A 13,826-nucleotide genomic window follows, 5' to 3' on the forward strand; every position below is an offset into this window, starting at 1 on the left:
GAGAAAGATATGGTCATACGTGTTCAACCCAAACGTGCGATTTTCAAACCCGCACCGTATGACACGCGCCGTGGTTCACGTGGTCTTCCCGGGTGGCTGATCCTGTTTTTAGTGGGTATTTTGCTGGGTGGCGGCGGCGTCCTTTTTTTGCAAGCCAGCTACGGTGAAAAACGCTTGTCCCTTGCCGAGACACAAAAGCTGACCGAAGAGCTCAAAAACTTATCGATTGAAAAGCAGACCCTGCAAACCCGCGTGGACGAGTCGCAAAAAGTGCTCGACACCGAAGTTCGCACGCGTGACGAGCAAATCAAGCAGCTGAAAAACAGCCTGACAACTGCCGAGTCCCTCATTGGCCCCTTGCGTGAGCAGCTCAACTTGTTCGCCAGGACCTTGCCCTATGATCCGCGCTACGGACCGATCGGAGTCAGCACCAGTCAATTCACCCAAGAAAAAAACTCCACCAAACTGTCCTACCTCGTTTGGCTGCTTCAAGAAAACAATCAAAAGCCTGAGTTCAAAGGCTGGCTTGAACTCTCTTTTGAGGGCCGTTATGCCAATGGCAAAGTCGAAACCATCACCCTGCCTCGTATCGCCATCAAACTCAATCACTTTTTACATGTGACTGGGACGACGGATTTGCCTGCGGGCTTTACCGCCACGCGCGCCAATGCCAAGGTCTTGGCCGAAGACGGTAAACGTCAAGTGACTTGGCGCATCCTGCCAGTTCAGGTCAAATAAGTCACGCTATTCGACTCACCGTGCAGAATTACGATGCCCGCAGCGCGACAACGACCGCTATCGCCTCCCGCCTGAGTTTAAAAACGCTGCTGGCGCTTGGGCTGATCATTCATTTTGGTTTTGGGTTTTTGCTCACGCTTTCAGTCGATGAAGCCCACTATGTGCTGTATGCAGCGAAACCAGACTGGAGCTATTTTGATCATCCGCCTCTGGTTGGCTGGATCCAATGGCCACTGGTCGCGGCAGGTGCGCCAGACTTCGTTATCCGTCTGATTCCGCAGCTGCTCTGGCTGGCCGCCTGTCTGCTGGCCCGACAACTTGCACTTAGACTGTATGACTTGAAGCTAGGGCATTCGACAGTAAACGCACAAAACTCCATCGCGAACGCCGCAGGCCCCTCATCCACCTTGCGCACATCGGTCGGCTTGTGGGCCGTCGGACTCGTGCTGCTGGCACCTGTCATGCATGTGCTGGCCGTGGGTTTATTGCCCGACAGTCTGCTCATGGTGCTCGTCCTGCTGCTCATGTCGGTCACGCTCAGCCTGGCGCAAAGTCAAATACCGACAAAAAAGAATCCACGCGAATGGCTGTTATGGCTCACACTCGGTGTGCTGCTTGGCTTGGCGGGGCTCTCAAAATACACCGCAATCCTGCCAGCGATCGCTGTGATTGTGACGCTGCTGCTAGCACGCGGGCTTCGCGTGCTGGCTGCACCGGGACCTTGGGTGGCAGCGCTGGTCGCGCTCATCCTGATCAGTCCGGTCCTGTACTGGAATGCCCAGCACGAGTGGATTTCCTTTGTGTACCAGCTCAAGCACGGAAGCGGCGGCGCCTGGAAGGCTCGCAGACTCGCAGCCTTTGTCGGCATCCAGCTTGTCGCCTACGGGCCACTATTGATCATGGGGGCATACCTTGCCACGCGCCAGATCATTCAAAGCAAAAATTGGGTGTTGGCTGCGCTGCTGTTATTTTTCTTGATCCCGTTTTTAGTGACTGGCCTGATGTCAGGAGGGGGTGGCAGCCTTCCGCACTGGACAGCGCCCGCGTGGCTGGCGATCACGCCTTTTGCGGCGAATGCACTGGCGCAACGCTGGGAAAGTGGTCGCCACGCCCTGATTTTGGCTTTCATTCGCACCCAGACGGTGATTTGTTTGGTCGCCTTTGCCGCCCTCTTTTTTGTGGGTGTGCCCGGTCTGTCACAAGACCACGCGCTGGTGCGTAAAAATCCTTTAGCCGATTTATGGGGCTGGGATGAAGCCGGTCTCAAAGCACGTGAGCTCGCAAGCAGCCACAACCTCGACTCGCTGTCCGTGCGCAATTGGACCTTAGGCAGTCGCTTGGCATGGTATGCCCGCCCCCTGCCTGTTTATGTTTTAGATAACCGATTTGATCAGTTTGATCTCTGGTTTGGCAAAATTCCGCCCGGTTCCGACAGTCTTTTTGTAAACTGGTCGCAAGTAAAGTTCGACTTGCCAACAAAGGCTGGAGAGTTTGAAGCGTGCTCACTCATCGGCACGTTTGAATCCAAGCGCTTCAACCGTCACGTCTCACGCTTTGACTTCTACCATTGCCGTCACTGGGGCGCCACCCCCACCACTAAATAAAGCGCTCCACTTGAAACACATTTTTAAACAACTCTGGCCTTACATTCGCATTGCGCTGTCCATCGCCCTGCTCTGGTTGGCCACGCGCAATATCGACTGGCAAGCCCTTCGAGATACAAAAATCGCCATTCAGCCCATATGGTTTGGAGCGGCCGTCGTGTTGCTGGTGCTGACCAATTTGCTAGCAGTGTTGCGCTGGGGGTGGTTGATGCGCAGCGTCAAGCTCTATCGGCCCGTCCGGGACTACATCACCCTCTACTTTGCAGGCGGCCTGATCAATCAGGGGCTCCCCAGCACAATCGGGGGAGACAGTTACCGCGCGGTCGAGGGCAGTCGACCCTACCATGCCCGCGCCCAGGCTCATTCACAAACCTTGCACCAGGAGCTTCATGAGTCGATTGACTTAAATCGCGCGCCCCCAAGGCTGCGGCTGGGCTTTTTTAGCGTCGCACTTGATCGCGGACTCGGTTTACTCGGCAACAACATTCTTGGAGCGCTCGGGTTGATTCTGGGTGGTGCCATTCTGGCCCCTTGGGGTGAGACACTGGGCTGGTGGGTGCTTGGAGGCATGATCGGTGCGGCAGGCTTTGCCTCGATCTTGCTGAGGACTCGGGCAAGCCGTGACTTGATCCAGCGGATCTTGAATAAGCTCGGCATGCCTCAAGCCATGCTTGCACTGAAAACCGGGCTGGGATGGCCGACTGTCGTACCACAAATCGTGATATCGGTGCTCACCCATGCATTGGCGCTCACCAGCTTTTGGTGCTGTCTGAAAGCCTTTGGTGTGACCGCACCATTTTCAGCGCTGATGATTGGCATGCCGGCACTCGGCCTGCTCATGATGCTGCCGATCAGCATTTCTGGATGGGGCTTACGCGAGGCCACCCTCTCGGCCACTCTGGCTCTTTGGAATATCGACAGCGGCATTTCAGTTTTAGCAGCAATCAGTTTCGGCATTGTGACGCTTGTCACGTATTTGCCCGGTGCGCTGTCGCTGCTCAGACGCAAACGCGAGGATGCTGGCAGTGCGGCACCCAGCGCTTCAAAACATCATTAGAATATCGAGTCTATGAGCCTAAGTGTTGACACCATGCGCACCATCGACCATCGAGTCGGTGTTCCGCTTTGCGCCCTCTTTACGCCAGTCGTCCTGATCCTTGACTGGATCTTGAGACTGTTCTCGGGCAAACCCGCCTTGCCACGCAAGGTTCTTTTCATTGAGTTGTCAGAAATGGGCAGCGCCATCATCGTGGATCCCGCCATGCGCGAGACCCAAGCGCGTGGCGCAGAGATTTTCTTTTTAATTTTCAAAAGCAACCGCGCAAGCTTAAGTCTTCTGAATACCGTACCGGCAGAGAACGTCTTTACGATCGACTCGAGCTCTGTCGTCTCACTGGCCCGCGATACGCTCAAATTTCTACTCTGGTCGCGCGCTCGCAAGATCGATACTGTGATCGATCTTGAACTGTTTTCTCGTTTCACCGCGCTATTAACGGGTCTGTGCGGCGCGCGTCGCCGTGTGGGATATCACATTTTCCACGGTGAAGGTCTCTGGCGCGGCAACATGCTGACCCACAAGGTTCACTATAACCCTCACATTCATATCGCAAAAAACTTCCTGTCCTTGATTCACGCAGCTTTTTCAACCGAGCAGGAAACGCCCTTCAGCAAAATTCATATTCCAGATGAAGCGATCAAGATCGCACAGGCTGTGATCGATCCTGCCGTGAGACAGACTGTGCGTGAGCGCATCGAATATCTGGCCCAACAGGCGCAATGCTCCCTCGAAGTTGGTCGACACGCCCTTTTTCTTGTGAACCCAAATGCCAGTGAGCTGCTTGTTCAGCGTCGCTGGGCACCTGAACGTTTTTCTGCCCTGATTGTTGAACTCAATCGCAAGTGGCCAGACAGTCTGATCTTGATCACAGGTTCGCCCGCTGAGTTCGATTATGTCGAGCATGTTCGACGAGGCGCAAATATTCAACGTGCACTGAATTTCGCTGGACAGGTTTCCTTTTCAGAGCTCCCAGCGCTTTACAGCCTCGCGGATGTAATGGTCACGAATGATTCAGGACCAGGTCATTTTTCCTCTGTCACAAATCTGCATACCGTCGTGCTGTTCGGACCTGAAACACCCGCCTTGTACGGTTCTCTTGGCAAATCCATCCCGATCACGGCTCAGCTCGCCTGCTCCCCTTGCGTGAGCGCTGCCAATCATCGCAAGACGCCATGCTCGGATAACGTCTGCATGCAGGCGATCTCGGTTGCCCAGGTGATGGAAAAAGTGGCGGTGCAATTTAAGGCGGCCCGAGAAAATGCTTAATCCTGGAGGGCGTCGAGAGACCACGCAGCCCCCGCAGCACCCCCCTCTTTCAACGGTGCAAGCACGCGACTTTTTATGGTGTCTGGTTCCACTGGTCGTTTGGCTGGGACTCTGGCTGTTTGCGCCTGAACCGCAATTATTCCTGCGCATCAATGCCTGGGCGCAAGCACTACCAGAACTGTTTTGGGTCAGCTTCAATATGCTGGGTAATGGTTGGGGAATATTTGCTCTAGCTTGTCCCTTGTTACTGCTAGCTCCCCGCCTGTTAACAGCCGCCTTATGTGGAGGTGCGATCGCTGGCATCATCTCTCGTGTGCTGAAACACACGCTTGAAATGCCTCGCCCCCCTTCGGTACTAGACCCTGCAAGCTTTTTTATTTTAGGCAAACCTCTCACCTCACTGTCGATGCCCTCAGGTCACACACTCACTGCGTTTGCGATTTTGACGGCATTCTATTTTGCAATGGAGGCGCACAAGCGGGGTGCTTATCGCTGGCTATTTGTCGTGGCGACGCTTGCAGGTATCGCACGCATCGCGGTTGGCGCACATTGGCCAGCGGATGTTTGCGCAGGGGCTTCGATTGGAATATTCAGTGGTGTTGCCGGTGCTCGCTTGACTCAGGGGATCCCGGCGCGCGCGCTGCTGCCACAGTCCTGGCTAATGCGGATCATTAGCGCCGCTGGTCTGGTGGGCGTATTTATTTTATTGACAACAACTATCGATTTTCCGCAGACGCGCCCGGTGCAATTTGTCGCCGCCGGGATCGCGCTTATCAGCATTACCTGGTTCACTTGGCGCTCTTTTGTTCGCGCCAAGCCCCCAGTTGCATCACCGTGACTTATTTCTGACCGGTCTCAGCTTTGTAACGTGCAAGGTTTTCAGCGTTAGGCGGATACAAGCCCGGCAAGGGATGACCCTTTTCAACCTGACTCATAATCCAGCTTTCGAGTTTTTCCTGCGCCTCTGCGGCAGTCACGACATCATCCAGCATCGCTGCAGGAATCAACACCGCGCCATCATCATCCACGACCACGACATCACCAGGAAAGACTGCCACGCCACCGCAACCAATCGGCTGTTGCCAGTCAACGAAAGTCAGACCCGCCACCGATGGAGGCGCTGCGGCACCCGAACACCAGACAGGCAAACCTGTGCCGAGCACACCAGCCAAATCACGCACCACACCGTCGGTCACGAGCGCAGCCACTTTCTTTTTGGCCATCCGGGCACAAAGAATGTCACCGAAAATGCCCGCATCCTGAACACCCATGGAGTCCACGACCGCGATACAACCTTCGGGCATGTCTTCAATCGCGCCACGCGTGGACTTAGGCGAGGACCAGGACTCTGGTGTCGCCAAGTCCTCACGCGCGGGCACAAAACGCAGCGTGAACGCGCGGGCGACCAAGCGAGGCTGACCCGAACGAATAGGTTTGGTGCCGCGCATCCAGACGTTTCGCAATCCTTTCTTGAGCAAAATCGTTGTCAGCGTTGCCGTTGAGATTCCGGCAAGAATATCTTTTACCTTGGGATCAAGTTGCATATTTACCATGAGTACTCTCCGAGTCACTTATTGTGAGGTTGTATGTTGCGACTTAGCCAAGCGCCGCGAGCTTTTTCTCTTGTCGGGCGATCAGGCGGGCGATGTCAGCCAAATCCTGCGCAGACAGCTTTGGACCAGGCTTTCTAACCGCAGCAGAGGCGATCGCGCCGCGTTGCGCCAGAATATGCTTACGCACTGCCAAACCCACGCCAGCCTGTTGCTCATACTTCGCCAAAGGCAGATAGCAATCGAAAATATCGAACGCGCGTTCGACGTTTCCAGCTTTGAAGGCATTCACCACATCAACCATCATCTCGGGGTACGCAAATCCAGTCATCGCGCCATTGGCACCGCGCACCATCTCTTCGGGCAAGAACAAACCGCCACCGTTGCCTGTCAAAATCGAAATCTTCCGCAAATCGCCCTTTTCAATCGCCTGGCGAACGGCCGATAGCTTGGCCAAACCGGGGAAGTCTTCGTGCTTGAGCATGACGCAAGTGGGCGAGTTTTTCAAAATACGCAACACAACACTTGACGACATTTGAACCCCAGTCGAGGTGGGATGATCCTGCAAACACCAGGGAACGTCAGGTCCGAGCGTCTCAGTGACCATGTCAAAATAACTGCAAATCTGATCATCTGTACGAACCGTGGAGGGCGGCGCAACCATCACGCCTGCCGCACCCATGTCCATCACACTTTTGGTGAGCTCGCTCATCGGTGCAAAACCCGCAGCAGAGGCCCCCACAACGACAGGAACCTTACCCTGCACGCGTGCGAGTACCTGACGTACAAACTGACGCGACTCATCGGCAGTCAACTTGGTGGCTTCACCCATGATGCCCAAAATCGTCAAGCCTGTTACGCCGCGCTCCAGACAGAAATCAACCATGCGGTCAGTGCTGACCAAATCAAGATCGCCATTGTCTTTGAAAGGGGTGACGGTAATCAGGTAGACGCCTTCGGCGGTTTCGTTAAATGTATTCGCGGTCATTACAATTGTTCCTTGTCTCGTAGCAAACCTGCAGGAATCAGCCATCGCAGGATTAAGTGCGCGTAACATTAGCACAAACAACGTTCAAAATACTGATTAAGCTCTTGACAAACGCTCCAGCAAAGCCTGGCCGGTCTCTTTGGTGCCAAGCTTGCCACCAATGTCAGTCGTGGACTCGCCCGCTGCGATCGCCTCAGCCATCGCAGCCTCCATTAGCTGGGCGACCTCGACAAACTGTGGTTTATTTTTGCGCTGGCCATACCAGGCTAGCAGCATCGCAACTGACCAGACTTGAGAAAAAGGGTTGGCAAGATTTTTACCCGCGATATCGGGGGCCGAGCCATGGGCAGCTTGAGCCATGGCGTAATTCGCGCCGGCATTGATCGAAGCGGCCATCCCGAGGCTGCCTGAAAGCTCGGCAGTCAGATCCGACAAAATATCGCCAAACATGTTTGTGGTTACCAATACATCATAGCGTTCAGGTGTGCGCACGACGTGAGCCATCATCGCGTCAACAATGATTTCCTCGATCTGTACTTCAGGGAACTCTTTACCCACCAGACGGCAAGAATCGATGAACATGCCATCACCAAGTCTCAGAACATTCGCCTTGTGCACAACCGTGACATGCTTTCTGCGGGTCATCGCAAGCTCGAACGCTGCACGCGCGATCCGTTCGCAACACACACGCGTGATCCGACGCAAAGAAACCACCACATCGGGGGTGATCAGCATTTCGCTTCCACCCGACTCGATATTGCGATCGGCGTAAAAACCTTCGGTGTTTTCACGCACAACCACGAGATCCAGTGGTTTATGAGGCGTGCTGCAACCGGGAAACGTTTTGGCAGGACGAATATTGGCAAAGAGATCAAGACTCTTGCGAAAAAATTTCGAGGGATTAATCTCACCCTTGGCTTCGTCTTTGAAGTCGTAGGTCGCCATAGGGCCCAACAGCAGACCATCCGCTTTTTTGACAGCCTCCAACAGACCTGGATGAATGGTTGTGCCGTATTTTTTCAGACTCTCATGCCCGGCGATATCATGCTGTAAAGATAAGTCGAGTTTGAATTTTTTAGACACAAACTCCAGCGCGTCCACCGCGACGGATACCGTCTCAACGCCAATGCCATCACCAGGCAGGACAATAATTTTCATGTTCAGTCTCTATATAGATTTTGATTGTGATTACAACAAAGAATAGAACAATTTATCGACATATTCAGCCAAATTTCAATTCGTCACCGGGGCGCTGAAATGCTTTGAGGCGCTTTTGAAAGGCTTCCTGCGTCGCGGGCACAGACTTACCCGGCACGGCAAGATAATATTCCCAAAAAGCCGTCGTCATCTGACTCACTACCCCCCACACAGCCTGATTCCCATGATCGGTCACCTTGATATCACGACTAAAACGACTGGAATCAATCGGCTCGCCCGCAAAACTCATATGGTCAGCGTCTCGCAACTTGAGTTGGATTTTTTTGCCTGCGGGCAGGTGCGCATAGATCAACTCGCGATTCGCCAAACTCACGCCAAGCTCAATCGCGTCCGCATCTTTTTTAAATGTCACAAACTGATCATGATCTCCCGTGATACAAAAAAACGGGATCCGCACCTTGGACATGGAGCGTGCCCGCTCAACAGACGTGGCACCCGGAGAGAATGCGATGACAGCCTTGATCCTGGGGTCGTACATATTTTGCCCCCCGAGAGGCTGCCCGGCGATGGTTTGCGCAGTCAGCGCACCATATGAATGACCGGCCAGACCAATTCTGGCTGCATCGATATAGGGCGCAAGCCGAGTGGACTGCAAGCAATAATCCAGTGCGAACTGGCAATCGGAGACGCGCAATCCATATTGCGGACCCGCCAGCGCCTGTTGCATATTGGACTTGAATGTTTTCTTGGGGCTCGTCTGCCAAATGGAGTCATCCGTAATGGGATGCGCAAGCGTCGCCACCAGAAAACCCGCCTGTCGCCAAGCCTCGCACCAGACCTCGCCATTGCTAACACCGCTGCCTAGTCCTGGCGAGTAAAGAATCAAACCGGTTGGCGCTTGAGTCGCTGGCAGACGGGTACGCAATTTAATGGTGCGTCCTGTTTTTGGATTTCTGAGCAACTCAACAGCAGGATCACGAGCGGATGAGGTGGCTGAACTGATCCCAGGTCGACCAAATCCCCCGATCGAACCGAGAATACCAATCCCTCCGGCGGCACTCAGCAAGCGCCGTCGCTTGATGCTCATGCGCTAACCGTTTTAAATGAACCGGGCAATACGATCTCTATCAACTCGAAATCCTCTGAGTGACAGATCTCCCGATGACGGATGTTGGGTGGCTGATGCACACACGTTCCTTCGACAAGTTTATGTTCGCCGTGACCTTCGTATTCGAAAATCGCCCAACCTTTTAGCACATAGACAAATTGGAAATTAATTTCGTGGCGATGCCATTCACCCGTCGCGTTGCTGCCTCGACTGGCACGGATCACGTGCATGACCGCGGCCCCCTGCGTCGCGTCAAATATACCCAGGTCGCGATAATCAAAATACTCACGCAACCCATCGTGCGTGAAAGGCTTGTCCTGAGCGTGCTGGATGCTGAATTTCATGTCATTTGCCCTTGAAACGTTTAATCATTTCACCAAAGCTGAATAGACAAGCGTCTTGTACAACATACGACTTTGAATTTTATGTGTTGGACCTTGCGTCAGAATGAGTGCCGTCAGGTTTTCCTTGAAGTCAAGCCAAAAACTTGTGCCCCACACGCCAGACCACAAAGACTCGCCAGGGGATCCTGGCACCCAGCACATTCCCTGGCTGAGCCTCACAGCAAAACCCAATCCAAACCCATAGCCCGGCCCGGTGTTGGCGAGAGTTGTTCCGCCCATGCCAGCCGTATGTTCTGAACACATGAACTCAACCGTGCGTCTGGACAAATAACGTCGTCCGTCAAGCTCGCCACCGCGCAGCATCATTTGCAAAAACCGCATGTAATCAGAGGCGGTCCCCAACAGACCTGCGCCGCCACGCAAATAGGTTCTGCCAACAGGATTGGTCGTCTGTCGATAGGCCTTGAGCATGCTTGCCTTGAGCGGATCTGAGTCGGGCGCCTCGGCCAGTCGACCCAGACGCGCAGGCTCGACCCACCACGAGGTGTCGCGCATGCCAAGCGGTTTAATCAACAAGACATTCAGAATCTCCTCGAGCGTCTTGTTCTCGACACGCTCAAGCAGCAGACCCAGCACATCCACCGCGACCGAATACTCCCAGAATGTGCCAGGCTGATGGGCAAGCGGTATTGTCCCGAGATTTTTAAGCATCTGGTCGCCGCTAATGTCTTGTTCTCTAGCCTCGATATTCAGTTCGTCATACAGTTTTCTAATACGAGGCGACTTGGCGCGATCACCATGCACAAAGCCTGCTGTATGGCGCATCAAGTCCTGTACCGTAATCGGCCGGATCAGCGGCACATCGCCCTCGGGTGCCTCGACCTTCAAATCTTTGAGTTCGGGCAACCATTGAGTGATCGGATCATAGAGGTTGAAACGACCACGCTCAACCAGCATCATCGCTGCAACAGTCACAAGCGGCTTGGTCATGGAGGCCAGCCGAAAAATCGAATCCCGAGCCATCGGGATCGAACAGGCGGCATCCTGGTGCCCATAGGCTTCAAAATGCACGCACTCATCGTTGCGCATCACCATCGTGACTGCGCCCGGAAAAATACCGGTGGCAATCTGTTGCTCCAAGGCTTCTCCCAAACGCTCCAGTCTGGACTGAGAAAACCCTTGCCGCACATGCGCCTCGTATTCGGGACCGGTGCGAGAAAATGAAGAAGGCGTCGAGGTCATGGCGTTCCACTCTAATGTTTGAGATGCAGTTACGGCATAATCTTACGTTAATTCAACCCTTTGTCTTGTAGGAATCTCTAGTATGGGCAAGCTTCGTCCCTCCATCACTGTTGCAGAACTCAACCAACGCAGTGGGGAAAACCTCCCTGGTCTGATGGGTGTCGAGATGATCGAATTATCAGAAGGTACGCTCAAAAGCCAGATGAAACTGCGCAAAGTCCACTTTGCTCCGAACACCTACCTCCATGCCGCGAGCGTCATCGCGCTGGCCGACACTACCTGTGGGTACGCCACAATCGCCCACCTGCCCGAGGGCGCCACATCCTTTACAACCATTGAGCTCAAAAGCAACCATCTGGGTACCGTGCGAGGCGAAGGCGCCATCATTCGCTGCACCGCAACAGCGCAACACCTCGGCGGCAATACTCAGGTATGGGACGCAGTCGTCACCGATGCCGCAACGGATAAGAAAATCGCGATTTTCCGTTGCACGCAAATGGTACTCTGGCCCAAGAAAGACTAATTTTCCAGCAAACAGAGCATCAGACATATAAAAATCATGCGCGCAAACCTGATCGTCCTGACTGCGCTTCGTCCCGAGCTTGATCATCGGAAGATGCCGCCAGGCGTTGAGGTTTTTTACACGGGTATCGGCAAGATCAATGCCACGATGACCGCTCTGCATGCGATCGCGCAAACACGTCCATCGCTGATTGTGAATTTTGGCACGGTGGGCGCCGTGAGTGAGGAGGTGTCCGGACTGCTTGAGATTGGACGCGTCGTACAGCGCGACATGATCGCAGAGCCTCTCTCGCCTCGTGGCCGCGTGCCCTTTTGTGAGCGCCCACACGAGTATTTTTCTCCTCAGGGAACGCACACCTGCGGTACGGGCGATAGTTTCGTGACGACCAAAGATCCCTGGCTCCAAGAACAAGGCATCCACGTGGTGGACATGGAGCTCTTTGCGATTGCCGCAGTGGCCCACGCACACGGGCTGCCTTGGTTGTCCTATAAGTACGTGACTGACTTCACCAACGAAGAGTCAGGGCAGGTTTGGCACGATAAGATCAACCATGGCGAATCGCTCTTTCTGGAAAAACTGATGGCACTCCAGCAGAGTGAACGTTTATAAAACCCAGAAGTGATGGGTTCCATCCCGTCCAAGCTGTTCAACCAAACCGAACTCCCAGTCGAGATATCCCTGCATGGCTTCGCGAGCATTGTCCGTTCCCTCGTACGGCCGCTTGTAACGATCCAGCGGCGGGGAAATCAAGTGCGTCGGCCCTTTTTCCAACCCAAAGCCAGCCTCGCGCCACGCTTGTGTACCGCCATCCAGGACGAACACTTCAACGCCAGGTCTGACACGGTTTACCTCGTCGCAGAACTCTTCGAATGCAAAACGCGCCATCAACCCATCCGGACAAGTCAGTACATAGCGCGCAACGTTGGGTAAACGGTTTATGGCCTCTTTGAGTTGTGAGCGCAAGACGTAACGCGCGTCAGGGATATGCGCTTGCACATATTGAGCGTGACGGCCAAGATCCACTACGATCGTATCTGAGCGTGAAACGACATCCTTAAGCCATGCAGCCAAGCGCGAGGAGTCAATCAAGGAAACCTCAGGAAGTGTTGGCATCTCAGGCTGCCAAGCACCCTTGACACTGAAGTCCTTGGGGTCAACGCCATCCAGCACATAAACATCCCAGGCCATTTGAGCGAGCCAAGAGGCTGTCATGTTTGCCCGAACACCGTCAGAGTCGGCCAACACCAGTCTTGCGCCACGGACAGGCGCGACCATCTCTGTCTCCTGGACCAACTGACCACCAGGTGTCGAACGAAATCCGGGCAGATGACCCGTTAAAAACTCTTCGGGATTTCGAGTATCAAGAAAATAAGTCGTGCGTTCTGTCTGAGCACGCCATGTCTGAACCTCGGCTAGCGAGGCGCGCTTGACGCCCGCGCGGTCCGCAACATGTCGCGCACGCTCAGCAGCCTTGCTTGTCGTCGCCTCAGAGACTTGAGGAAATTTTCTGGTTTGTCCTTTATCGAGAACCTGCTCGGCAAGTGTCCAACCTATCGTGCCGTTACGAAGTGCAGAGACCTGATTGGGAATGCCGGCATTGATCAGGGACTGGGTGCCGATAATACTGCGCGTACGACCCGCGCAATTGACAATGACCCGCGTCTCAGGTCGAGGTGCCAACTCCGCGATACGCAATACCAACTCAGCGCCTGGACAACTAATTGCCGTTGGGATACTCATGGTGTTGTATTCATCGAACCGTCGCGCATCGACGATCACCACATCCGCTTTCTCGTCTATCAATGCTTTGACTTCCTGAGCAGACAAAGAGGGCGTGTGTTTGCGTGACTCGACCAACTCACCGAAGGACTTGCTCGGCACGTTAACGTCTTTGAAGAGCTCTCCGCCCGCGGCGGCCCAAGCACGCACGCCCCCTCCAAACACACTGACGCAGGTGTATCCCAAAGACATCAATCGCTGGGCGGCCCGCATCGCATCCGAATCCGCAAGCGGCACGTCGCCTTCATCAATCGTCACAACCCACACATCTCGACGCGGCAGTTTGCTGTATGCATCGAGTTCTAACCGTGACAAAGGGAAATTGGCCGCGAATAACGGGTGCGATTGTGCATGAGGATCCTCCTCGCGGACATCCAAAAAAGCAATCTCGCGTTTGTCCAAAAGAGCCTGACGGACATCCTGATAATGACACAACTCAATCGCTACACTGGCAAGACTCTGCATCTGT

At 54.3% G+C, this 13,826-nt stretch carries 14 protein-coding genes; 7 read left to right on the forward strand and 7 right to left on the reverse strand.

Annotated elements, in window-relative coordinates; genetic code table 11:
* The first annotated feature begins 9 nt into the window (after positions 1-9).
* The 5 genes from QWY27_RS04835 to QWY27_RS04855 are packed head-to-tail and all read left to right on the forward strand — an operon-like array spanning position 10 to position 5,503.
* On the forward strand, positions 10-738 hold the full coding sequence (locus QWY27_RS04835) for a DUF6776 family protein (RefSeq protein ID WP_290195258.1): 729 nt from the start codon (positions 10-12) through the stop codon (positions 736-738).
* A 20-nt stretch (positions 739-758) separates the two neighbouring features.
* Positions 759-2,342, forward strand: coding sequence for a glycosyltransferase family 39 protein (locus tag QWY27_RS04840; RefSeq protein WP_290195260.1), 1,584 nt, complete (start codon positions 759-761; stop codon positions 2,340-2,342).
* A 10-nt stretch (positions 2,343-2,352) separates the two neighbouring features.
* Positions 2,353-3,399, forward strand: coding sequence for a lysylphosphatidylglycerol synthase transmembrane domain-containing protein (locus QWY27_RS04845; RefSeq protein ID WP_290195262.1), 1,047 nt, complete (start codon positions 2,353-2,355; stop codon positions 3,397-3,399).
* Positions 3,400-3,432: 33 nt separating this feature from the next.
* The gene (locus QWY27_RS04850) at positions 3,433-4,665 is read left to right on the forward strand and encodes a glycosyltransferase family 9 protein (RefSeq protein ID WP_290195264.1); all 1,233 of its coding nucleotides are present in this window, start codon (positions 3,433-3,435) and stop codon (positions 4,663-4,665) included.
* Positions 4,658-5,503: a phosphatase PAP2 family protein gene (locus tag QWY27_RS04855; RefSeq protein ID WP_290195266.1), complete on the forward strand. Its 846-nt coding sequence runs from the start codon at positions 4,658-4,660 to the stop codon at positions 5,501-5,503. Before QWY27_RS04850 ends, QWY27_RS04855 begins: the two co-directional genes overlap by 8 nt.
* Before the next feature lies 1 nt (position 5,504).
* Here QWY27_RS04855 and QWY27_RS04860 read toward each other — a convergent pair whose 3' ends face one another.
* From QWY27_RS04860 to QWY27_RS04885, 6 genes are all read right to left on the reverse strand, one after another.
* The gene (locus QWY27_RS04860) at positions 5,505-6,218 is read right to left on the reverse strand and encodes a ribonuclease activity regulator RraA (protein ID WP_435433446.1); all 714 of its coding nucleotides are present in this window, start codon (positions 6,216-6,218) and stop codon (positions 5,505-5,507) included.
* A gap of 43 nt (positions 6,219-6,261) precedes the next feature.
* A complete protein-coding gene (locus QWY27_RS04865) occupies positions 6,262-7,203 on the reverse strand; it encodes a dihydrodipicolinate synthase family protein (RefSeq protein WP_290195267.1) in 942 nt (313 codons plus the stop codon).
* A gap of 96 nt (positions 7,204-7,299) precedes the next feature.
* Positions 7,300-8,361: an isocitrate/isopropylmalate dehydrogenase family protein gene (locus QWY27_RS04870; RefSeq protein WP_290195269.1), complete on the reverse strand. Its 1,062-nt coding sequence runs from the start codon at positions 8,359-8,361 to the stop codon at positions 7,300-7,302.
* 64 nt (positions 8,362-8,425) lie between these two features.
* Complete coding sequence (locus tag QWY27_RS04875) at positions 8,426-9,448, reverse strand: alpha/beta hydrolase family protein (RefSeq protein WP_290195271.1); 1,023 nt, start codon at positions 9,446-9,448, stop codon at positions 8,426-8,428.
* Complete coding sequence (locus QWY27_RS04880) at positions 9,445-9,813, reverse strand: cupin domain-containing protein (RefSeq protein ID WP_290195273.1); 369 nt, start codon at positions 9,811-9,813, stop codon at positions 9,445-9,447. Before QWY27_RS04880 ends, QWY27_RS04875 begins: the two co-directional genes overlap by 4 nt.
* 24 nt (positions 9,814-9,837) lie before the next feature.
* The gene (locus tag QWY27_RS04885; RefSeq protein ID WP_290195274.1) at positions 9,838-11,055 is read right to left on the reverse strand and encodes a serine hydrolase domain-containing protein; all 1,218 of its coding nucleotides are present in this window, start codon (positions 11,053-11,055) and stop codon (positions 9,838-9,840) included.
* An 82-nt stretch (positions 11,056-11,137) separates the two neighbouring features.
* Here QWY27_RS04885 and QWY27_RS04890 point away from each other — a divergent pair, with 82 nt between their 5' ends.
* The gene (locus QWY27_RS04890; RefSeq protein ID WP_290195276.1) at positions 11,138-11,578 is read left to right on the forward strand and encodes a PaaI family thioesterase; all 441 of its coding nucleotides are present in this window, start codon (positions 11,138-11,140) and stop codon (positions 11,576-11,578) included.
* Between the two features lie 36 nt (positions 11,579-11,614).
* On the forward strand, positions 11,615-12,187 hold the full coding sequence (locus QWY27_RS04895; protein ID WP_290195278.1) for a phosphorylase family protein: 573 nt from the start codon (positions 11,615-11,617) through the stop codon (positions 12,185-12,187).
* Here the strand turns inward: QWY27_RS04895 and QWY27_RS04900 are convergent.
* Complete coding sequence (locus QWY27_RS04900; protein ID WP_290195279.1) at positions 12,182-13,822, reverse strand: rhodanese homology domain-containing protein; 1,641 nt, start codon at positions 13,820-13,822, stop codon at positions 12,182-12,184. The genes QWY27_RS04895 and QWY27_RS04900 overlap by 6 nt on opposite strands.
* Positions 13,823-13,826: the final 4 nt, after the last annotated feature.

The sequence above is a fragment of the Zwartia vadi genome, assembly GCF_030410375.1.
Taxonomy (GTDB): Bacteria; Pseudomonadota; Gammaproteobacteria; order Burkholderiales; family Burkholderiaceae_B; genus Zwartia; species Zwartia vadi.